The 21,007-nt window shown below is 39.0% G+C and carries 21 protein-coding genes; 2 read left to right on the top strand and 19 right to left on the bottom strand.

Features of this window, described 5'->3' with window-relative positions:
- Positions 1 to 59: 59 nt before the first annotated feature.
- From ciss_RS05950 to ciss_RS05885, 14 genes are all read right to left on the bottom strand, one after another.
- Positions 60 to 947 carry a uroporphyrinogen decarboxylase family protein gene (locus tag ciss_RS05950; protein WP_075865372.1) on the bottom strand — a complete coding sequence of 296 codons (888 nt, stop codon included), beginning with the start codon at positions 945 to 947 and terminating at the stop codon, positions 60 to 62.
- 10 nt (positions 948 to 957) lie between these two features.
- Positions 958 to 2,730 (bottom strand): ASKHA domain-containing protein, encoded by a 1,773-nt coding sequence (locus tag ciss_RS05945; RefSeq protein ID WP_075865371.1) that lies wholly within the window; start codon positions 2,728 to 2,730, stop codon positions 958 to 960.
- A gap of 135 nt (positions 2,731 to 2,865) precedes the next feature.
- Positions 2,866 to 3,654, bottom strand: coding sequence for a dihydropteroate synthase (locus ciss_RS05940; protein WP_075865370.1), 789 nt, complete (start codon positions 3,652 to 3,654; stop codon positions 2,866 to 2,868).
- A gap of 62 nt (positions 3,655 to 3,716) precedes the next feature.
- Positions 3,717 to 4,349, bottom strand: coding sequence for a cobalamin B12-binding domain-containing protein (locus ciss_RS05935; protein WP_075865369.1), 633 nt, complete (start codon positions 4,347 to 4,349; stop codon positions 3,717 to 3,719).
- Between the two features lie 26 nt (positions 4,350 to 4,375).
- Positions 4,376 to 4,558 (bottom strand): hypothetical protein, encoded by a 183-nt coding sequence (locus tag ciss_RS05930; protein ID WP_075865368.1) that lies wholly within the window; start codon positions 4,556 to 4,558, stop codon positions 4,376 to 4,378.
- Between the two features lie 18 nt (positions 4,559 to 4,576).
- Positions 4,577 to 5,755 (bottom strand): uroporphyrinogen decarboxylase family protein, encoded by a 1,179-nt coding sequence (locus ciss_RS05925; RefSeq protein ID WP_075865367.1) that lies wholly within the window; start codon positions 5,753 to 5,755, stop codon positions 4,577 to 4,579.
- Positions 5,756 to 5,907: 152 nt separating this feature from the next.
- Positions 5,908 to 6,540, bottom strand: a complete 633-nt coding sequence (locus tag ciss_RS05920; protein ID WP_075865366.1) for a cobalamin B12-binding domain-containing protein — start codon at positions 6,538 to 6,540, stop codon at positions 5,908 to 5,910.
- A gap of 20 nt (positions 6,541 to 6,560) precedes the next feature.
- On the bottom strand, positions 6,561 to 7,340 hold the full coding sequence (locus tag ciss_RS05915; RefSeq protein ID WP_075865365.1) for a GntR family transcriptional regulator: 780 nt from the start codon (positions 7,338 to 7,340) through the stop codon (positions 6,561 to 6,563).
- 62 nt (positions 7,341 to 7,402) lie between these two features.
- Entirely contained in the window at positions 7,403 to 8,086 is a 684-nt protein-coding gene (locus ciss_RS05910) for a DUF1638 domain-containing protein (protein WP_075865364.1), read from the bottom strand.
- A gap of 11 nt (positions 8,087 to 8,097) precedes the next feature.
- Positions 8,098 to 8,529, bottom strand: coding sequence for a type VII toxin-antitoxin system HepT family RNase toxin (gene hepT / locus ciss_RS05905; RefSeq protein ID WP_075865363.1), 432 nt, complete (start codon positions 8,527 to 8,529; stop codon positions 8,098 to 8,100).
- Positions 8,522 to 8,974, bottom strand: coding sequence for a type VII toxin-antitoxin system MntA family adenylyltransferase antitoxin (gene mntA, locus ciss_RS05900; RefSeq protein ID WP_075865362.1), 453 nt, complete (start codon positions 8,972 to 8,974; stop codon positions 8,522 to 8,524). The genes hepT and mntA overlap by 8 nt, the downstream gene beginning before the upstream one ends.
- A 114-nt stretch (positions 8,975 to 9,088) precedes the next feature.
- Positions 9,089 to 9,499, bottom strand: coding sequence for a HEPN domain-containing protein (locus ciss_RS05895; protein WP_075865361.1), 411 nt, complete (start codon positions 9,497 to 9,499; stop codon positions 9,089 to 9,091).
- Positions 9,492 to 9,842 (bottom strand): nucleotidyltransferase domain-containing protein, encoded by a 351-nt coding sequence (locus ciss_RS05890; protein ID WP_075865360.1) that lies wholly within the window; start codon positions 9,840 to 9,842, stop codon positions 9,492 to 9,494. The genes ciss_RS05895 and ciss_RS05890 overlap by 8 nt, the downstream gene beginning before the upstream one ends.
- Before the next feature lie 66 nt (positions 9,843 to 9,908).
- Positions 9,909 to 10,385 carry a helix-turn-helix domain-containing protein gene (locus ciss_RS05885; RefSeq protein WP_075865359.1) on the bottom strand — a complete coding sequence of 159 codons (477 nt, stop codon included), beginning with the start codon at positions 10,383 to 10,385 and terminating at the stop codon, positions 9,909 to 9,911.
- A gap of 134 nt (positions 10,386 to 10,519) precedes the next feature.
- Here ciss_RS05885 and ciss_RS05880 point away from each other — a divergent pair, with 134 nt between their 5' ends.
- Complete coding sequence (locus ciss_RS05880; protein WP_075865358.1) at positions 10,520 to 11,764, top strand: VWA domain-containing protein; 1,245 nt, start codon at positions 10,520 to 10,522, stop codon at positions 11,762 to 11,764.
- Positions 11,765 to 11,817: 53 nt separating this feature from the next.
- Here ciss_RS05880 and ciss_RS05875 read toward each other — a convergent pair whose 3' ends face one another.
- The 3 genes from ciss_RS05875 to ciss_RS05865 are packed head-to-tail and all read right to left on the bottom strand — an operon-like array spanning position 11,818 to position 14,754.
- Positions 11,818 to 12,099, bottom strand: a complete 282-nt coding sequence (locus ciss_RS05875; protein ID WP_075865357.1) for a DUF4236 domain-containing protein — start codon at positions 12,097 to 12,099, stop codon at positions 11,818 to 11,820.
- 13 nt (positions 12,100 to 12,112) lie between these two features.
- A complete protein-coding gene (locus ciss_RS05870; RefSeq protein WP_235837262.1) occupies positions 12,113 to 12,490 on the bottom strand; it encodes an HIT family protein in 378 nt (125 codons plus the stop codon).
- 2 nt (positions 12,491 to 12,492) lie between these two features.
- The gene (locus tag ciss_RS05865; RefSeq protein WP_075865355.1) at positions 12,493 to 14,754 is read right to left on the bottom strand and encodes a DEAD/DEAH box helicase; all 2,262 of its coding nucleotides are present in this window, start codon (positions 14,752 to 14,754) and stop codon (positions 12,493 to 12,495) included.
- Positions 14,755 to 14,968: 214 nt separating this feature from the next.
- On the opposite strand from ciss_RS05865, the gene ciss_RS05860 reads away from it, so the two are divergent.
- Positions 14,969 to 18,106 carry a hypothetical protein gene (locus ciss_RS05860; protein ID WP_075865354.1) on the top strand — a complete coding sequence of 1,046 codons (3,138 nt, stop codon included), beginning with the start codon at positions 14,969 to 14,971 and terminating at the stop codon, positions 18,104 to 18,106.
- A gap of 120 nt (positions 18,107 to 18,226) precedes the next feature.
- Here the strand turns inward: ciss_RS05860 and ciss_RS05855 are convergent, their stop codons facing one another.
- Together ciss_RS05855 and dsdA are read right to left on the bottom strand one after the other, a co-directional pair.
- Positions 18,227 to 19,588 (bottom strand): sodium-dependent transporter, encoded by a 1,362-nt coding sequence (locus tag ciss_RS05855; RefSeq protein ID WP_075865353.1) that lies wholly within the window; start codon positions 19,586 to 19,588, stop codon positions 18,227 to 18,229.
- A gap of 100 nt (positions 19,589 to 19,688) precedes the next feature.
- Positions 19,689 to 20,963 (bottom strand): D-serine ammonia-lyase, encoded by a 1,275-nt coding sequence (gene dsdA / locus ciss_RS05850; RefSeq protein ID WP_075865450.1) that lies wholly within the window; start codon positions 20,961 to 20,963, stop codon positions 19,689 to 19,691.
- Positions 20,964 to 21,007: the final 44 nt, after the last annotated feature.

Here is a 21,007-nt window from a genome sequence, read left to right as displayed (position 1 = left end):
TACCAGCTTTTTAGAAGGTCTATAATGCCCTAAAATATTCCTTGCCTGTTTTTTAAAACTTACTTCCCCTGATAAAGTAAGACCAATCCGTCTAAATCAATTCCATGATATATACCGGTAGTTGTTCCAAGGATAAAGCCTCCCACCGCTGAAAGCTCATTAACAAAATTTATTACCTTTTTTCTCCCCTCAGGTTCTTTCGCAATTTTTAGATCCTCCCCCGTTAAATGGCCCCAAAGACAAAGACTTTTTCCAACTTCTTTTTTTATGGCTTTTATATCCATCCCCGAATCCCGGTCAAGACAATGTAAACCAGCAAATCCAGCTCTAATAATGTCTTCAAGAACTTGCCGGTAATTTCCGTCAGAATGAAAAAAAGCCACCAAATTTTGCTTTTTTATTTCTTCAACCAGTCTTGTATAGGACGGGAAAAAATACTCCCGCAAAAACTTAGGACTTATATATAATCCCTGTTTAAAAGCTATATCATCGGCTAAAATGACCCCGTTTATGCCTCGACCGGCCAGTTCCCTGATTTTTTCCCGATTTACTTTTTCTATCTTTTCTACTAATTCCAGCACCTGTTGCGGTGATTTTCTAAATAAACCAAAAAAATCGTTTAACCCTAAAAGCCTGAGCCCCCATTCAAAGGGCCCATCAAGAACGGCAAAGATAAATAAAGACGTAGCTGCCCATTTTTCTAAGTCCGGAAATACCAAGTCAGAAGCTTGGGGAACTTCTTTGCCAAACTCTTTTTCTAAAAGAGTAATTGTTACTATATCTAATCCAAGCCATTCTATAAATTCATACTTTTCAGTAAACCCTACTGGTTGTTTGTTTAAAACTTTAGCAACAACCTCATCTTCAATAATCAATTCCCCTTTAACGAACTCTTCCAGCGGTTGTTGCTTTATGGCTTTATATACTCTCTCCCGGGACAAGCTCATTTTTCCCCACCTAAAACTTTAATTTTTTTGCGAATATGGAGGTAAATTCGTTTTTAGCGCTGAGCTCAATATACTGAATTTTTTGGGATAACTCTATCGCCCTTTGATACTCCTCCACCGATAACAGGGCAAACTTAGCTCCAGCACCTGCAGCATTATCGATTCCTTTAATCTTATCCTCTAATGTTGCAGGAATTAAGCCAATCCGGCAGGCACTATGCGGATTAAGATAGTTACCAAAGGCTCCTGCCAGCAAAACTTCGCTAATGTCTTCCACTCTGGCCCCATAGGTTTCTAAAAGTATTTCTATACCAGCGGCGATTGCTCCTTTGGCCAGCTGTAACTCCCGAATGTCTCTTTGGGTAATATATATCCGCTGTCCGGTAGCTTCATTTTCCTCCAGCACAAAAGCTCTTACTCCATCAATTTCCACTACCCTATCTTTATACTTCTGACCTACCTCGTGGGTAATCCGCTCCAGCGGTAATAACCTTCCGGTCTGGTCAACAATCCCCACTTCCAAAAGCCCGGCAACTAAATCTAAAAGCCCCGAACCGCAAATCCCCCGGGGAAAAACTTCCCCGATTACCGTGTATTTGTATTCCTCACCAATAAAAACATGGTCAATAGCCCCTTCTGCCCCCCGCATCCCACACGCAATCTGGGCACCTTCAAAGGCAGGACCAGCAGCCGTCGAGCAGGCAAGAAGCCGCTCTTTGTTTCCTAACACCATTTCCCCATTGGTACCAATATCGATTAAAAGCCGTATTTTATCTCCTCTATCCATCTCCGCTGCTAAAGCTGCAGCAACCGTATCGGCTCCTACAAATCCTGCTATGTTAGGAAGGACAAAAACCTTACCCGCTGGATTAATAGCTATTTTTAAGTCCTTAGCGTCCGCAATTACCGGATCCCTTACCACAGGCACATAGGGAGCTTTTGCTAAATTTTCTGGAGGTATTTTTAAAAACAAATGATGCATGGTTGTATTTCCGGCAATAGTAATGGTATAGATATTTTGAGGGGTATGTCCAGCTTGTTTCGTAGCTTTTGCTATTAAATTATTAATTTCATTAATAATTTCCCGGTGCAATTTTAATAAACCATCAATTTCTTGAGTAGCAAAAGTAATCCTCGAAATAACATCTGCGCCGTATTTGGTTTGAGGGTTTAAAGTGGAAACATGAGCTAACTCCTTTCCCGTATTTAAATCTAAAAGATATCCCACCACAGTTGTAGTGCCAATATCAAATGCCATCCCCAGATGTTTTGCCCTGGTATCTCCCGCCTCCACCGCTAAGATTTCATCTTCTGTTATGACTATAGTAACTTTAAAGCCACTTTGTCGGAGCTTTTCCGGCAGCTCTTGCAGCAAACTAACCTTGGTTTTTAAATCTGCTCTTCCCAGGGCCTCTTTGATGCGGGTCCAATCAGGGCGATTATCTTCTAATGTTGGTTTAGGTAATTCAACGTAAATTTTCCTTACCAAAGGTTTTAACTCAATTTGACGGTTAACCCCTTCGTTTAAAATATGGTGTTTTTGTTCCCGCTGTTGAAGGTCAATTACTAAGTCACTTTCTACCTTTGTTTGACAGGCCAAAACCTCTTCTTCGAAACCGTTATTCTTTAAAATTTTTACCTTGCATTTTTTACATTTCCCCACTCCGCCACAGGGAAAGTCAAACTTTATTCCATTTTCAAAAAAAATATCTTTTAGCGTAGCATTTTCTTCCGCTTGTAGCTCAACATTTTCGGGATAAATTTTAATGGAAAATTTTTTCATATTTTCACCGCCCCAATTTATGCTATTTCGCCAAATCATCTTTATTTACTTGTACCGAAAAATACATGCCCCTAAAAGTAATCCGACCGGACCTTAAAAAGCAAAGGGTCCGGCCGCCTACTTTCCTGCCTAACTTTACTCCTCGAGCACTCCATCCCGGTGGGCTTTTAAATATTTCCGGGCAAATCTATCTTTACCCATTAAAAGTTCAGTTGTTAAGATAGCAGTAATTATTTTCTTATCCAGCGGGTCTAAGATCGCTGCATCCATCCCCCGGCTTATGCAAACCGTTAAAAAGTGACGATTAATTATTTTCCGCTTGGGCAGAGAGTGGGAAACATTACTTAAACCGGATACGGTTTTTAAGCCGTATTTTTCTTTAATTTGGGTTAAGCTTTCAAAAAAAATCACGGCATTATTGGTATCGGTTGCTACCGGCAGTACCAGGGGATCAACATAAACTTTGTCTAAATCATAATTATGCTTTTGCAAGATTTCTACCATCCGGTCTAAAATCCGCATCCTATCTTCTACAGTTTTAGGAATCCCGTTATCATCAATTGTGAGAGCAATTACCGGACAACCAGAATCAATTACTATCGGTAAAATATCCCGGATTCGCGCCGATTCCATATTTATGGAGTTAATCATTGCTTTCCCTTCAGTTAGTTCTAAAGCTTTTTTTACTGCTTCCGGATTGGTGCTATCAATGCAAATTGGAACATCCACTACTTCTTTTATTGCTTTAATAACCCACTCCATGTCGTTAACTTCATCTTCTAAAGCCGTATTGACATCCAGATAATCGGCCCCCGCTTGAACCTGCTTTATTGCTAAATCTTGTATAAAAGCTTTATCTTTATTATGAATGGCTTCTCTAACCTTGGGAATACTGCTGTTTAATTTTTCCCCGATAATTAGCATAGTTTTTCCTCCCCCATTTATTTTTACTTCTCAGTATTAGGGGGCCTTACAGGCCCCCGGAATTAATTTTTCCCAAATACTTCTTCCGCAGCTTTCACACCGTCACTGGCATTTGTAGCATAAAAATCTGCACCGCAATATTCTTTTACCTTTTCATCCATAAATGGACCACCAATGATTACTTTCGTACCTAACCCTGCTGCTTTCACCGCCGCTACCGTTTCTTTCATCGACTCCAGCGCTGCAGTAAGAAGCACACTCATTCCTACCAATGGCGCATTATACTCTTTAATCGCCTCAACAAACTTCTCCTTCGGTACATCTACTCCAAGGTCAATTACATTAAAGCCTGCACCTTTTAAAAGCATAACGACAATATTTTTCCCTAAATCATGTACGTCCCCTTTTACCGTACCAATTACTATATTACCGCGGTGTTCACCAGTATCGCCTGCTAAGTGAGGTTCTAAATCTACCATAACTTCTTTCATGATTTCTCCTGCCATAATTAACTCGCTTAAATAATACTCACCGGTTTCAAATAACTTCCCTACTTCGGTCATCCCTTCTTGAAGCTTTGCTACTATTTCTAATGCTGGCACCCCTGAATCTAAGCGTTTTTTCACCAGCTCCACTACCTTATCTTGATCGAGATCAACTACCGCTTGAGCCAGTTCATCAGATAAAGTTACCATTTTCCTCACCCCTAATTTTTATTTTCTTACCGATGTACCCAGTACCAGATGTATAAGTAAGTAAATACTTCGAGCTTATCCCATTCGTTTTTAATGGTGTTTACATCACCTTTTATTTCTCCCAAATCCTTAAGTTTTTCTTCCCAGGGAATGCAAACTCCCGGGGGTAAGTTTTTGAAAGTATTTTTCACGGAATTGTTCTCGGTCATCACGTAACCCCCCCTTTTTTAATACTTGCCATACAGATGGACCGCTTCAACCATAGCTTCAACATTTCTCGGATCGGCATCCGCCTGGATTACCGCTGCTGCATCAACTATAAAGCCCCCATCAGCCGCGTAGGTATCTATTAAGCGTTTGACATAATCTTTTACTTCATCCGGTTTTCCTATTGCCAGCAACGAATTTGGAACGTTTCCTTTTAAGCAGAAACGACCACCCAAAATTTTCTTTGCTTTATCTATGTCGGTCTGATCCACATGGAAGACAATACTTTTCTCCGGAAGTTCAGCAATCTTCTCTAAATAAGGAGTCCAGTCTCCTTCAGCATAAAAGAGCGTACGCTTCCCTTTAGCCCAAAGTCCTTCGATAACTTTCTTTAAGGTTGGCCAGTAAAACTCGTCCCACTGCTTGGGATTTAAGAAGGGATAGGCTCCCCGGTGAAGTGGTATAAATACGGGAAACTCCGTATCTCCACCTGCAGTAGCCAAACCATAAAAGATGTTATGCTCAACCAGTACTTCCATTGCAGCTTTAACCTTATCGGGTATCCGCCGAATATCCATCATTATTCCCTTTAATCCCCGTAAAGTATCACCTAAGGTGTCAAAGGGTGCTTTTGAAATACCGGTAATTGCAGTGAAAGAACCGTATTCCTTGGCCCACCTCTCGGCTGCTTTAGCAAGCATTCCAAGTTCCAAAGTCCTTGCAATTGCCCCTTTCATTAATGCAATGCTTGCTCGATAAGACCCCGGCTCAGCAAACTCCTTATGAATCCGTGGCAAAAAAGTAGTAACAATCCATTCGGTAGGATTTTCTATAAAGGCATCGTAATCTTCCGGCTGCATGTATTCGCCTTCGATGTATTGAAATTGAGTATTGACATCCAGCTCTCTTCCTGCAAACTTAAGGTATACTGCTCCTACTGCATCGTGCAAACCACCCCACCAAAGCATTGGCGCTCCAAAATGAGCATCAACATCATACCTTTGCAAAAAAGCATCCATCGCTTTAATGTAGTTAATTTCAGGATTGTAATAAAAATCTTGCAAAGTAAAACCTGCATATTTGATAATAAATTCATTGCCAGTTATAACTACTGGAACCCTATCTGGCTTTCCACATTCAAGAGCAGTTAAATATCTTTTTTTCCGTTCTTCATAAAGTTTTAACTTATCAGTGCTCATCCAAAACCCCCCTTAAATTTTTAAAACCTTTAAACCCGCACTAATTGTATAATTTTTTAAAAATTTTCCCAATATTCACCTCCTTATATTATGATATAATAATGTCTATACATGATATGTAAAAAAATTATTTAAAATTTATTCTTTTTACTTCATAATTCCCTCTCAGCAATCTTTTTAATTAACTCTACTGCCTTAACCACATCATTTTCAAAATAGTCCGCCCCGGTATACTCTAAAACTTTTTCATTTACCGGATAACCGCCAATTACAATTTTTACTTTATCTCGCAGTCCAGCCTTTTTAATTAAATCGACCGTTTTCTTTACCGAACCAATACAAAAAGTAAGCAAAACCGATATCCCAACGATCCGGGCTCCGGTTTTTATAATGCTGTCAACAAAAGCTTTTGGTTCTACATCCACCCCCAAGTCAATAACCTCAAAACCCGCCGATTGCAGCATGTAACTGACAATATTTTTTCCCAGATCGTGAATGTCCCCTTCTACGGTTCCCATGATAATTTTGGTCCCCTTACTTTCATTTTTAGGTGGAAAGTAGGGCTTTAAAATTTCCATTACGCCCCGGAGAATTTCTTCGGACATAATTAAATCGGATAGGTAATAAGTTCCGTCATTATATCTTTTTCCTACTATTTCGACACCCCGCCGGCAATCCTCCATAATTTCCAGTGGAGTTACTCCCGCTTTAATCCTTTCCCTGACCAGCATTAAAGTTTTTTCCTCATCAAGCTCTGCTACCGCATTAATTAACTCTTTATCCATTTACAAATACCCCTTCTTCCCTATTCCCCGTATTTCGTCCAGCCAACATAGCTTGTAAATTTAAAACGGTCGCCGCGAAATACCGATTTTCCCCAGCCAACCGGTCTTCTCATACTATCATAAAGAGTCTGTTCAACTACAAAAACCGGAGTATTTAACTTAACTCCAAGGACTTCCGCTTCTTCTTCGGTAACCACGGAAGCATGAAGCACCATTTTACTCACTACCGGAAAGCTTTCTCCATGAGCTGCCACCAGATTGGAAAAATTAGCCAGAGATGGGTCTTTGAGCTCTAATTCCAGGATTGGCTTTTTCTTGGTGTAAACCATGTATTTATTTTCAAAAATTAACGGCTCGTCGTTTGCTGAAATAAGGAGGCGTAAATAAAGGCAGGTAGTATTCAGCGGTATTTCAAGTTTCTTAGCTAAAAGCTCATCTGCCCGAACAATTTTGGTCCCTAAAAGTTTAATCCCGGGTTTCATCCCCCGCTTTTTGATTTCCTCGTGAAAATCCCCCAGCTCAAACACCATATTTTCCAGTTGGGGTTTAGCAACAAATGTGCCCTTCCCTTTCTGTGTGTAAACAAGTCCCGAATTAATAAGCTCGGCAATCGCCCTTCGTACCGTCATCCGGCTAATGCCATAACGGCGCACCAGCTCATTCTCCGGCGGTATCGCATCTCCAGGCTTTAAACGACCTTCAAAGATATCCCTTTCAATTATCCGCGCCAGCTGGTAGTACACTGGTATAACAGAATTTTTATCTATTTGGTTATTATCTCCTGTAAAGTTTATATTCATCGCCCTCAACCTGTATATACATCTTTAGTTTTTTTTATAGTAACATGAAAATTTAAACCCCGTCAACCGGAAATTTGCAAAAAATTTTGATTTATAAAACCAAACATTTCAAAGGTAATTTTTTCTCCTCGTTCAACCACAATAAAATCTTCATCCCAGGGTCCGGTAAAAAGCTTTTTTAAATACGAAAGTGTCCCAGGTACTACCTGGAAGTCAAGACCCACATCTCCTGCAAATCTTTTAACGTTAGCCTCGATTTCGTGTAAGGGATAAGCATTGGTATCCAGTAAAATAACCTTCCGGTAATGAGCTAAAATTGCCTTAAAAATTTTTTGTCCCCGCACTTCCCCATACTTTTCCAAACAGCGCTTATGTTCTTTTACAATGTTACTTTCATGAGCAAGCCAGCCACAGGTAAGAAAGTAGCTGTGGGCTTCCCGGGATATCTCCATCCTTTTTTGCACCGAACCCAAAAGTAGAGAAATGCAGTCGTCAATTTTGGGCAGTACCAGCCTTCCCGTGGTAGCTCTAATGCCATTTAAGGCATTACCGCAATTGCCAAAAACAAGAATAAGGTTTTCAGTGTTTGAAATTCGGTCAATCTGCTCTTGAAGTTTGGTTTTAAGTTTATCGGGATAATTATGGAGTCCCGAATCAATCCAAAGCACCGGATACTTTACCCCTGTATCTTTTAAAGCTTTTTCCACTTCATCCCGCAGGGTTTGGCAGGCAATAATGACATTCATAGGCTTTCTCCTTATTTTTCCTTGGTAATATAATTTAATGCTATTCTTAAAAATTCTTCGATATCCTTTAAATTATTCTGCAAAATATCATAAACCACAGCATCATCAATTTCCCAGTAAACATGAACAAGTTTATTACGAAACTGAGTCATCTTTTTAAGTTTTGTGCTTAAGTTTTCCTCTATTAACCCGATTTTTTGAAGCTTTTCAAATACTTCCGCATAAGTTTCCGGCGGCGTTAAATCATATTTAAACTGCTCAAGAGAAATAATTCTGTTGCCAATATTTATACAGGTTTCAATGGCCATCTGCAGATATCTTTCAACAGCTCCTTTATATATAAAATCTTCTAAATATTCCTTTTTACTCTTCTGGGCCATATCTTTCAAAAGATTTAAATACTTTTTTAGAAACCTTATCTGGGTTAATAATTTTTCATCCAAGATATTCACCCGCTCTTTTGATAAACTCCCGGTTAAATTCATCCCGCAGAGGTTTAATATCTAAGTACTTTAAAACCACATCCGCTTCAAAATCAACTAATTTTTGTTTATCGGAATAATATACAATCTTTTTATCCTTTAAAACCCCGTACTGGATACTGAGAGGAACATCATTCAAAATAACTAAATCAATCTCATCCGTCCCAAGAAATTCAATTAAATCATCTAAAAGTTCGATTTGTATTTCCAACCGCTCAGTCTTAGAAAGATTTCTATCCAGCAGTACTGCCAGATCAATATCGCTTAATGGCCTAATCTCTCCCCGCTTAAACGAGCCAAAAACATAAGCTACTACAATTTTAGAGCCATACCTGGCAAAGATTTTATCAATATCCGGGAAAACTTTATTTACTTTTTCAAAATCAATTTTTTTATACTTAATCATAATTTCACACCCTAGCCCGAGTTTCTGGCTATTTATTATTTTCCTTTTTTATTTTTAACTACCAACTCATATAATGCTTCGTTAAAATTTATGAATTCCCTTCCAACTTTAATTCTATAAAGTGTCATAATACACTTTTTTATTTAAATATTCCTCGATAATTAATAAAAACTTCTCTGCATTTTTTAACTGTTTTTCAGCTTCTTCTTTTGTGGCAATATAAAAATCATCATAATCAGACTTTTCTCTAATTTTATAAGCCGAAGTTATTAATTTATAAACATTTTTATCAAATATTCCAGTGTGAATAAAATTTTGATTAAAATAAGATATAACTCCCGAGTGCTTTTTTGAATCAAATTGTTTTATTGCATTGACAGCCCTAATCCCATGAAATATTGCATAATATGACCTATTAATAGATGCTTTAAATAACTTATTTTCAAAGTTTAACTTTGCAGCCTCTAAGTCTTCTTTTGCTTTTTGAAGCCTATATTTTGAAAGTGTTATTATTTTTTCATCCATATAATGTAACCCCTTCATTTTCTATAGTCCTATAAAAAGGTACAACATCTTTATATTTTTTAAATTTATTATAACTAATATCTATAAGCGATATAACTTTAAGATATCTATATCCATATTCCCCAGCAATATCATTAAGTTTCTCTTCATACTTTTTTAATTCTTCATCATCCATATCCACAATTACCGCAATATCTATATCTGATTCCTTGTCTTGTTCTCCTCTACCGTATGAACCAAAAAGGATTACATCTTTTAATTTTGTCCCATATACTTTTTGCAGCTCCATAACAAGTTCATTTAATAAACTGTCAATCTTCTTGTTTTCGATATAATCATTCATAAACCCCACCACCAAAAATATCCTTTTCCTTATTTTACCTTACTTTAGAAAACCAAGCAATTATATTTATTTCTCATGATACCTTATCTCCAGTTCCACAATTTTAATTAACTTCTCAATCACCTTGGGCGGAAGCTTTCCCTGAAGACTGTATTCCAAAGCATACCGGGGATTTCGAAGCTTATAAAGCTTTTCTTCCAGTTCTTTTATTTTCCGCGGATAATCCATTTCCTCACTGTAACTTTTGGAATATAAAACGGCCGGTTCATAACTCTTATGAGTTTTTCTTTCCTGTAAAAAAGGATTGTAATAAGAATACTCATCCCTTTCATCCAAAAGCCCTGCCTTTTCGTAAACCGTCTCTAACGGCAATTGAAACTTAGCCGCTACTTTTTTTAAAAACTCGACCGAAGTCCCCCGCTCTCCTTTAGCAATTTTGGAGATAAGGCTTGGAGACACCCCAAGCTTTTCGGCAATCTCGTTTTGCGTAAGTCCGGTAACTTCCCGAAGCCACAGAATAAACTTTTCCCCTTTGCTGCCCATAAAATTGCCTCCCAGATCATCGTGTTTTCAACCCTAATATATAAAAATTTTAACTTAATGTCAATTTTTATCTTGACGCTTATTTACTTGGTGTGTTATATTAAAATTGACTTTAAGTCAAGGGAGTGGTGGAAATGTCTTTAACTTTAAATTTTCTCACCGAAAAAGAGTACTTACCTTTAAATCGCGCTACTACTTTTCACTTACTTTTTGAACTAAACGCCCCTCTGGCCAAAGATTACAAGCGCAATACCCCGTTAAACTTAGCCTTTGTTTTAGACAGCAGCGGCTCCATGTCCGGAAGCAAAGTTGAATACGTCAAAGAAGCTGTAATCTTTGCTTTAAAGCAGCTTACCGCCGACGATGCAGCCTCCCTGACTACTTTTAATAGCAACGTCTACACTATATTCCCCGGTACCAGAGTAGTAAACTCCCGGGAACTTATTCAGGAAGTTTCTAAAATCTATGCCACCGGAATGACCAATTTAAGCGGCGGCCTTCTCCAGGGTTACAGCGAACTTGACCGCTTCTTCTCCGACCAGGCTATAAACCGGGTAATCCTCCTAACCGATGGTCTGGCCAATGTAGGTATTACCAACCCCCAGGATCTTATCGCAATCGTCGCAAATAATACCCTAAAAAATAAAACCCTGACCTGCCTTGGAGTAGGAATAGATTTTGACGAAGATCTTTTAATGTCGTTAGTGGACGCCGGTAAAGGCAACTACTATTATATCAACACCCCCAACCGCATCCCGGCTTTTTTTGAACAGGAATTAAACGGACTATCCAAAATCTCTGCCCAAAACATCAAACTTACCTTAAACTTCCCGGAACTTATCGTCCCGGTAAGAATTTACGACATAAAAGCAAAATTTCACAGTAAAACCAGCCTCACCATCGACCTCGACGAACTGTATGCCGGCCAAAGTCAGCGCCTTTTGCTTTCAATCCAGGTGGAAAACGTCTCTGTACCTCAGGAGCTCCCGGTAAATATCGAACTTCAATATTTTGATGCCAACACCCTCGAAACCGTTACCAAAACCTTTACCTTCCCCTTAAAATTCTCGGCCGACCAGTCCCTCTGGGAAAAAATCAACAGGGAAGTTGTCGAGGAAATAGCCTACCGGGAAATCCTTGAAGCCCGGGAAAAAACCATCTTCTACGCCGACCGGGGTGATGTAGAAAGCCTAAAACGCCTCCAGCAAGAATTACAGGCTAAAGAAAAACATTTCGTCTCTTTAAACGCCGAAATCAAAGAAGAATACGTAAAATTTATGAACATGGAAATTCCAAGCTTTATTTTAAATCGAGACGACCCCGGCTTAAGAAAGCAGTCCACCTATGATATCTACAACAAAAAGCGAAGAAAACGCTAAGCTTGACGAAAAATTAAAGCCATCTTCCCCCAAAGGAAGGATGGCTTTTATCATTACAACTTTGTCCCGCACCGATCGCAGTAATTACTCGTTTTACCAACCCTTTTGCCGCAGGCCGGACAGGTCCTAACTTCTTTTTTACCACCAAGATCGCCAATAGTTTCAGTATAAGAAATACCGGTTCCTGGTATGCCTACGGTCCTTCTAATTTTTTTATCCGCACCAAGAGATATCCTGAACCCCGGCACCCCAACGGAAAAGCCCACGCCCCTTTTGGAGAAGTTCACCCGAAAAAGCTTGCCAAGGCTTACAGATTTACGAAAGCGAAAGCCCATGGAACATGCCCCCTTATTTATATTCCACTAAAGGATTCTTAAAGTTCCTCACCCCTCCCCGGGGATTTTCTACATCCCCTTTAAAGCGCGGGATTAAATGAACGTGCAGGTGAAAAACCGTCTGCCCTGCAGTTTCGCCAATGTTTACCCCAACATTGTATCCGTCAGGATGATATTTCTCATCCAGTATCTTTTTTACTTTCTGAAGCAAATCATAAATAGCGGATATTTCTTCTACCGTAGACTGAAAAAAGTCTGGATAATGCCTTTTAGGGATTATTAAAGAATGGCCGGGATTAACCGGGTAAGCATCAAAAATAGCAAAAGCCAGATTATTTTCGGCTATAATTTTTTCTTTTTCTTTCTGGTAAATTTCACAAAAGACACACATGTTCATCCCTCATCCTTTAGTTTACTAAAATATTCTTCTAATTTTTGATCGCACCAGGATAAAATCCAGTCCTTTTCATCCACCGTCAACTTGCGCCAGATATGCGGATTAAATTCAATATACTCCAAATCCTTAGCCTTTCTCATTATCCGCATATCTTCAAATCTTTTAAAGGGATTGGCTAAAATATTTCTTAATACCTCATTTCTTGGCGGATTTTCCTGGCAGTAAATACTGTTTTTCTTTTCAACTACCAATCCTTTCTGCCTTCTATCTTCATAAAATTTAAGAAAATAGTTTACCACATCTTCCAGCAGAACCCGTCCCTGCTCATCGGCATGGGTTAGCATTGCCTTTAAAAGCACAGGTTTATAAGAATAAGACATATCCATTTTTTTAACCATTTCCAGGAATATTTCCTTTAAGTTCTCCTGGGTAATTATTTTCCAGCCGTATTGTCTGGCATAACGATGGACAGTCTCTTTTTCGAAATAGTTAAAAGTTTTTGACCCTACCGGTACCTGAAAGTCCGGTATTATCTTCCCTTCCCGGATGTAACGGGCAATTGTTTCACTCTGAACATCCACCATACGCACAAACTCTAACTGGGATACCATGTTGCTTACTTTATCCTGCCAGTTAAAAAGTTCAACATACTCATAATCGGTAACTTCCACCGGAAAATCCAAGTAAACTGCGGGTTTTTCGCCTACCATCAGCATTTTATCTTCTTGTTTCTTTAAATCCTCCGGCGCAAGGACATACTCTAAGGGACGGTATTTATCAATTTTAAACAAGCGATGTAACGATAACGGCATGTTAAAAAGATTGGCATTATCAATAAAATCAAACACCAAAAGATATTCTTTCCCCGGTGCTTTCCGGGTTCCCCGCCCCAGCTGCTGCAGGTAAATTGTTTTGGACATTGTCGGCCGAGCCATAAACAAAACTTCGGTCCTCGGACTATCCCATCCCTCATTTAAAAGGTCACAGGCACATAACACATCCACACTGCCATATTCATATTCTTTTAAAATATTATTTCTTTCTGTTGAAGACATCTTGCCCGATACCGCTTTAGCATTTACTCCCTTTTCCTGAAGCAATTTCGCTATTTCTTCAGCATGTTTTACTGAAGCACAAAAAATAACTGTTTTTTTGTTTTTTACATAGTTTAAATATGTTTCAACAATGATTTTGTTTCTTTCTGGTATAAAAATTTTACTTTCTAAATCCTGAGAGTTGTACTTTATACCGTTAAACCTTACATCCGAAATATCCACATTGGTTTTCACCCTAATACAGCGAATTGGAACAAGCTCTCCTATCTCCACCGCTGTTTTCAAATCAAGTTTATGGGCCACATTTTTAAACATCTCCAGGATATTTTCCCCGTCCATCCGTTCCGGAGTGGCAGTAAGGCCCAAAGTAAATTTAGGCTTAAAATAGCCAAGAATTTTTCGGTAAGTGTCCGCCGCCGAATGATGAGCTTCATCAATTATTAAATAACCAAAATCTTCGGGATAGAAATATTCAAGGTTCTGGCTAACACTTTGCACACTTCCACAAACTATATAACTATCTTTTTCCCGCTTATCTTCAAGAAAAAGTCCCACCGTTTTTCCTGGCCATAACTCAAGGAATTTGTTTTTAGCCTGATAAACTAATTCTTTTGTATGGGCAAGAAATAACGTCCTTAATCCCAGATTTTTCGCATCGGTAATTGCAGTAACGGTTTTTCCCGTTCCGGTCGCATGGTATAAAAGGGCAATAGTTTCACCTCTTCGGCGCATTTCTTCAAGATTTTTAAGTGCTTCTTGCTGGTGAGTTTTAAGTTCGAATACCTTACCTTTTTGTTTCGGTAAAAATTCCTCAAATTCTCTAAAGTAAGGTAACTCCCCCAGAAAAGTCAAAAGCTCATCTTTAACTTTTTCTCTTTGGTCCTTTAATTGTTTATAGGCCCAGCGATAAACTTTCCAGTTCTGGTAGATAAGGCTATTTTGCTTGGTAAGATCATCAAAATACTTACTTTCATTAATTTTATAGGGGCTATGAAACCTTTCTCCATCAATTTCAATTGCTATTTTTTCAAAACCACATTCCAGGGCAAAATCAATAAATCGGCTTCGTCCGTAAATATCTACCACCGGATACTGGTAAAATAAATATTTTGTTTTCTCAACTCCAAAAACTTCAGAAAAAATTTCAATAAATAAGTCCTCAGCAACACTTTGAAGGTAAAAAGAATCTTTCTTAGCTCCCATAATTTCACCCGCTAAGCTCCTCTGTCCTTCACCCGTCTTTTATATTCATACATTTTTTCATCGTCTTTTTTCAGAATTAAATTAATATCTTTTGCTGCTAAATCCTTATTTTTTTATTTCATTATATATCTTTGGTAATTTTTTGTAAATTTTAAAATACAGATAATTCTCAATTCACTGATTTTTTGTTAAGATTAATCCAGGGAGTGGTGTTATGTCACTTAAAAAACAATTGCCAAGAATATTGTTTATTTTCGCTGTGGTGTTTATTTTTTTTATCCCCTATTTTCTCTGGCACCTGCAGCCTATAAAAACTTTGAATATCTGGGTCGTGGATAAAACCGTACCTACCACTGAATTTCGGGAACACAAAGGGCTTTTCTGGATCTTAAATTTTTTTAAAGTAAGAAATCAGGACGGGCAGGATTACAACTTTAAAACCGATTATTTTGGCTTTTTCCCCAAAGGTGATACTTATGAAATAAAAGAAATAAGTGGCCTCAAACCGGATCTTATCTATCTTGCCGATACTTACGGAGTATATACCGACGATTTAAATAAAGAAAATAAAGAAGGTACCCGGTCAAAGCTTATTTACGGCGGTCTAACCGAAACCGAGCTTTTTAAAATAAAAGCCAATCTGCAAAAAGGGACTACCATTGTTTCAGAATTTAATACGATTGAATACCCTACTTCGGAAAAGGTAAGTCAGGAGCTCCAAAAAATCTTTGGCTTTAAGTGGAGTGGCTGGATTGGTCGGTATTATGTGGATTTAAAAAAAGGTATGGAAGTCCCTACCTGGGTGATAAAAGCTTATGAAAATCAGTACCATCAAGACTGGAATTTTGAAGGCGGCGGCTTTGTGTTTATTTATCAGGATAACACTGTGTTGGTTTTAGAAGATAAAAAAGATTTTACAAGTGATAAACTCCAAATAAAGTTTCGAAAAAACTTTGCCCAAAAGTACGGTGCTAAAGCCAACGTTAACTATTACTACTGGTTTGAAATACTCAGCAGTACTGACTCTACTGTCATCGCCGATTTTAATTTACATCTAACCAGCAAAGGCGCCGAAAAACTTAAAAAATACAATTTACCTGCAACTTTCCCGGCAATTTTAAAAAAGAGTACCGGCGATTATACTGCCTATTATTTTGCCGGAGATTTTGCGGATACCAACAATATTCCGTCTTTTTATAAATACAGCCTTATTCCCTTTTATAACAAACACTTTAAATTCGCTACTGAAGGTAATAATGAAGCCTTTTTCTGGCAGGTTTATTTACCTGTAATGAAGACGATCATTAATGAAACCAAGCATTATGCCGTAACACCGGTAAAACCCGAGTATTTTGAAGACCGCGGAACAAAACTTATAGCTAAAATCGAAGGGCAAAAATTTAAAGTTTATCACAAGGGCAAGTGGCAGGATTTTTATATTAAAGGGGTAAACCTTGGATTAGCCCTTCCCGGAAAATGGTTTACCGAAATGCCGCAGGATGAAGGTACTTACCTGGACTGGTTTACTTTAATATCCGGAATAAACGCCAATACCGTGAGGTTATATACCTTAGCTCCACCTGCTTTTTACCGGGCCTTAAAGTATTTTAACGAAACGCAGCCGGATAAGCCTTTATATCTCATGCAGGAAATCTGGCCAGAAGAAAACCCCCCGGAACAAAACTATCTAAATAAAGAGTATTTTAGTAGCTTTAAAAAGGAAATTGAAAATGTAATAAACGCCATCCACGGAAAAGCCGACATCCCGGAGCGAAAGGGTCGGGCTTATGGTAAGTATGATGCCGATGTGTCATACTGGACCATTGCTTACCTGGTTGGTCGGGAGCTTGAGCCGGAAGAAGTTATCAGTACAAATGAAAAAAATAAAGACTACAAGTTCACCGGAGAGTACCTTTTAAGCCACGGTTCACCTACGGAAAGCTGGCTGGCGGAAAGCTGCGATTATGTCCTAAAATATGAAGATAATAAATATAAAATGCAGCATCCGGTCGCTATCGTGAGCTGGCCAACCTTAGACCCAATAGAGCACGACTCGGAATACAATGTCGCCGGACGCAAAGACTTAGAATACAATGACAAAGTATCCGTAAACATTAATAACTTTGACACAGCTCCCAAAAACAAGGCAGGCTTTTTCGGAGCTTACCATATCTACCCCAACTACCCGGACTTTATGAACAATGAAGAAAAATATATGAAATATTACGATGAACAGGGCCGGTTTATGTACGGTGGATATTTAAAGGAATTCATAGCAGTCCACCGAAAATTCCCGGCGCTGGTAGCAGAGTTTGGCCTTTCTACCGGTATGGGCAATGCCCATACTAACCCCGATGGCTACAATCACGGGGGGCTTGATGAAATAACCCAGGGTAAAGGTATTGTACGGATGATGGAAGCCATTAAACGGGAAGGGTATATTGGTGGAAGTATCTTTGAATGGATTGACGAGTGGGCAAAAAAGACCTGGCTGACCGAACCGTTTATGATACCTTATGAACGCCATGTTCTGTGGCATAACGCCATTGACCCCGAGCAAAATTATGGGATTTTAGCTTTCGAAACGCTAAAACCCGAAACGGGGCTTACTATTTCCGATTCGGGCAATATTAAATCTTTAAACATTACCAATGATGAAACATATCTTTACTTAGATATTGAATTTGCCCAAAAGATAGACTTAGCAAAGGATGAGCTGTTAATCGGTCTCGATACTTATGACCGGAATTTGGGCGAATATAAGTATGAACCGGGCTTAAATCTAACCGCTCCGTCAGGCATGGAGTTTTTACTAAAACTTCAAAAGGGTAAATTAAAAATCCTGGCTCACCCCAGTTACAATATCGGTGATTTTAAGTTTGCCTCCCAGAAAAGCTATAAAGGTGTCTTTACGGAAATCCGGCCGCTTATCAATAAGGAGCGGGTAACTAAAGATGGAAGGCATATAAAACCCATTTACCAGGATGGAAGTACCTTAAACTTTGGGGACTTTACGGACTCCAGTCACGCCTGGTATGTGGAGGGTAACATGCTTTATATCAGGCTTCCCTGGAACAAGCTTAACTTTACCGACCCTTCAAGCAAAAGAGTACTGCACGACCCTGGAAAATATAACATCCTTAGCCGGGATCAATTAAAGACCACCACTACCAATGGGATTGTGGTAACTTTAATTTTAAAAGAGGGAGGAAAAGTAGTAGACCTCTTCCCGGGAGAAAATAACTTTAAGCTTTTAAAATACAGCTACGAAGGTTGGGAAGAACCAAAATATACCGTAAGGCTTAAAAAGAGCTACGAAATAATCAAGGAGTATTTTAAAACGTTAAATTAAAAAATTAAAGGAGAATACCCTCCTAAGGGCATTCTCCTTTTTGGTTTAGTTTTCTTTTACTCCTAACGCATATAAGTAAATGTCTAAACTTTTCTCCACCGCTTTAGCTACAATACTACCCTACCCCAAAAGCCCCAGGGAATTTAAAAAGATTACAATAACCAGGATTGGGGTTACGTATCTTACAATAAGATAGAAGAAATCGATAATCCGCTGGTTGTTTATTAAACCAAAGTTGCCGAGTTCCTGGTATAAATCTTCTTTTTTTACAAAGTAGCCAACAAAAATCGCAATAAATAAGCCCCCCAGAGGTAAAAGGATATTTGAAGATACATAATCAAATAAATCAAAAATGTTTTTACCAAATAATTTAAAGTTGCTTATTACCGGGCTTCCCCCCATTGATAAGGTAGCAAATACCCCAAAAACAAAGATTATTGTGGTTGTTAAAAGCACCGCTTTCTTTCTCTCCATACCTTTTTCTTCGGTAAAATAAGCTACCGGTACTTCTACTAAGGAAATCATCGCCGTAGTGGCTGCGATTGAGGTTAGGATAAAGAATAGAGTTAAAAGAACAGTTCCCAAAGGTAATTTAGTAAAGACCAAAGGAATGGTGATAAATAAAAGTCCCGGTCCGGCTGTCGGCTCCATATTAAAGGTAAATACTACCGGAAAGATAGCCAAACCGGCTAAAAGGGATACCAGGGTGTCGGAAAAGGCCACTTTTACCGCTGTGGCGGGCATGTTGTTTTCCCTGGTAAAGTAACTGCCGTAAGTGATCATCGTGCCCATACCTATGGATAATTTAAAGAAAGCAAGGCCTAAGGCGATGAGAATACTGTCCCGGGTTATTTTAGAAAAATCCACGTTAATTAAAAAGTTTACCCCTTCCCGGGCGCCTTCTAAAGTTAATGCCCGGATGTCAATGATTAAGATTAAAAGAAATAAGACCGGCATCAAGGTTTTGGTAACCCGTTCTATTCCTTTTTTCACACCAAAAATCAAGATTGTGGCTACAACCAAAAGAACAATAAACTGCCAGAGGATCGGATAAAAAGGATGAGAAATTGTTAGGTTAAAAAGTTCTTTTGATTTTTCAACGGTTATATTGTTAAACTCTCCGATAATGCTTTTAAAAACGTAAGAATAAACCCATCCTGCTACGGAGCTGTAAAAAAACATAATTAAAAACGCAGCTCCAACACCCATCAGCCCTATAAATTTAAAGTTGGAATGGTTTAACTTTCTAAAAGCTCCTACAGCGTTACTGCGGGTTTTTCTTCCGATATAAAATTCACTGATCATTATGGGTATGCCCACAAACAAAATGCATAAAAAGTAGATTAAAAGAAAACCGCCGCCACCGTTCATGCCGGTAACGTAGGGAAATCTCCAGATGTTCCCAAGGCCTATGGCAGAACCCAATGTTGCAAAAAAGACCGCAAGGCTAGAAGAAAAGGTTTCCCGTTTTTTTGCTTCCATACTGCTCCTCCTGCTACCATAAATTTAATAAAAAAGAAAACGCCCATTAATATTTGGGCGGTCAAACCGTGCATAATTCTACATAAAACCTTATAATTTGTCAATACAAGGCAGTATCTTTAAGGTAACTTTTGCCCCTCTTATACATTTCCCGGTAAATCTCTTCTGGAATAAATATCCCTCCGGTTGCCCAGGAAATATGGATCGCATTTGTACTACTATTGACTAAAAGCGGCCCTTTTAGCGAGGCTGCTGCCGACGGCTCAACTTTAATGTTTTCGCTGTCTTGTAATAGTGCTAACAACTTAAAAAGTTCCTCATCTTCGATGGTGTAGATCCCGTCAATTAAAATATTGGCTATTTCCGCTACGAGCCTGGAAGGAGACCCCACCGCCAGTCCATCCGCTTCGGTAATGTTATCGAGGCCAAAATCCCTTACATGGATAGCGGAAAATTTCTGGGTAATCAACCCCAAAAGCATGCAGGGTGAATGGGTGGGCTCCACAAAATAACAGTAAACATCGTCTTTAAAGATGGTTTTTAGCCCAAAGGAAATGCCTCCCGGGGCCCCGCCTACACCGCAGGGCAGATAAACATAAAGCGGGTTTTGTTTATTAACTTCAATGCCAAGCTCCGCTAACTGCTCTTTTAGCCGTAAAGCCGCAACAGAATAGCCCAAAAACAAATCCCGGGAGTTTTCATCATCAACAAAATAAGTGTTTTTCTCCGCCGCCGCTTTTTTTCGGCCTTCCTCCACCGCTTTGGAGTAATCCTCCCGGTATTCGATCACATTTACGCCGCGATCTCTTAAGATTTTTTTCTTCCACTCCTTAGCATCATGGGACATGTGGACATCTACCTTAAAGCCTAAAGCTGCGGCCATAATTCCAATAGAAAGCCCCAAATTTCCGGTAGAACCCACCGCTACTTTGTAATTACTGAAAAATTTTTTAAACCGCTCCTCAGAAATTTTGGAGTAATCATCCTCCAGGGTAATGAGTCCATTTTCTAATAAAAGGGTTTCGGCATGCTTTAACACTTCATATATACCGCCCCGGGCTTTGATAGAACCGGCTACTTTTAAGTAGTTGTCGCATTTTAAGAAAAGCCTTCCGTTAACTTTTCCGCCATAAAGCTTTTCAATTTCCTGTTTCATCCGGGGAATTTCTACTAACGGCGATTCGATAATCCCGTCTTCCGTCTCGGGGAAAAGTTTTTTTATAAGAGGGGCAAATCTCTGAAGTCTCTTTTGAGCATCAAGGATATCATCAAAACTAAAATCAATCCTGGCCAAAGCCTTATTGGCCGAAAGTTTATTGGGATTTTGCCAGAATACCGGTTTAAAGTTTTTGATGTCTGTTAACATATCTGCCATTTTTTTCACCTCGAAACTTTCCCATTTTCCTCTATCTTTGGTAA

This window comes from Carboxydothermus islandicus, from assembly GCF_001950325.1.
GTDB classification, from domain to species: domain Bacteria; phylum Bacillota; class Z-2901; order Carboxydothermales; family Carboxydothermaceae; genus Carboxydothermus; species Carboxydothermus islandicus.
This window is presented reverse-complemented; position numbering and strand designations above follow the sequence as displayed.

Coding starts and splice junctions, on each gene's coding strand:
- ciss_RS05870 (WP_235837262.1), bottom strand. CDS start 12,490: ATGTGTGTCTTTTGTGAAATTTACCAGAAAGAAAAAGAAAAAATTATA.
- mntA (WP_075865362.1), bottom strand. CDS start 8,974: ATGATTAAGTATAAAAAAATTGATTTTGAAAAAGTAAATAAAGTTTTC.
- ciss_RS05910 (WP_075865364.1), bottom strand. CDS start 8,086: ATGAATGTCATTATTGCCTGCCAAACCCTGCGGGATGAAGTGGAAAAA.
- ciss_RS05915 (WP_075865365.1), bottom strand. CDS start 7,340: ATGAATATAAACTTTACAGGAGATAATAACCAAATAGATAAAAATTCT.
- ciss_RS05880 (WP_075865358.1), top strand. CDS start 10,520: ATGTCTTTAACTTTAAATTTTCTCACCGAAAAAGAGTACTTACCTTTA.
- ciss_RS05925 (WP_075865367.1), bottom strand. CDS start 5,755: ATGAGCACTGATAAGTTAAAACTTTATGAAGAACGGAAAAAAAGATAT.
- ciss_RS05950 (WP_075865372.1), bottom strand. CDS start 947: ATGAGCTTGTCCCGGGAGAGAGTATATAAAGCCATAAAGCAACAACCG.
- dsdA (WP_075865450.1), bottom strand. CDS start 20,963: ATGGCAGATATGTTAACAGACATCAAAAACTTTAAACCGGTATTCTGG.
- ciss_RS05885 (WP_075865359.1), bottom strand. CDS start 10,385: ATGGGCAGCAAAGGGGAAAAGTTTATTCTGTGGCTTCGGGAAGTTACC.
- ciss_RS05890 (WP_075865360.1), bottom strand. CDS start 9,842: ATGAATGATTATATCGAAAACAAGAAGATTGACAGTTTATTAAATGAA.
- ciss_RS05940 (WP_075865370.1), bottom strand. CDS start 3,654: ATGCTAATTATCGGGGAAAAATTAAACAGCAGTATTCCCAAGGTTAGA.
- ciss_RS05930 (WP_075865368.1), bottom strand. CDS start 4,558: ATGACCGAGAACAATTCCGTGAAAAATACTTTCAAAAACTTACCCCCG.
- ciss_RS05860 (WP_075865354.1), top strand. CDS start 14,969: ATGTCACTTAAAAAACAATTGCCAAGAATATTGTTTATTTTCGCTGTG.
- ciss_RS05865 (WP_075865355.1), bottom strand. CDS start 14,754: ATGGGAGCTAAGAAAGATTCTTTTTACCTTCAAAGTGTTGCTGAGGAC.
- ciss_RS05875 (WP_075865357.1), bottom strand. CDS start 12,099: ATGGGCTTTCGCTTTCGTAAATCTGTAAGCCTTGGCAAGCTTTTTCGG.
- ciss_RS05855 (WP_075865353.1), bottom strand. CDS start 19,588: ATGGAAGCAAAAAAACGGGAAACCTTTTCTTCTAGCCTTGCGGTCTTT.
- ciss_RS05935 (WP_075865369.1), bottom strand. CDS start 4,349: ATGGTAACTTTATCTGATGAACTGGCTCAAGCGGTAGTTGATCTCGAT.
- ciss_RS05920 (WP_075865366.1), bottom strand. CDS start 6,540: ATGGATAAAGAGTTAATTAATGCGGTAGCAGAGCTTGATGAGGAAAAA.
- ciss_RS05895 (WP_075865361.1), bottom strand. CDS start 9,499: ATGGATGAAAAAATAATAACACTTTCAAAATATAGGCTTCAAAAAGCA.
- ciss_RS05945 (WP_075865371.1), bottom strand. CDS start 2,730: ATGAAAAAATTTTCCATTAAAATTTATCCCGAAAATGTTGAGCTACAA.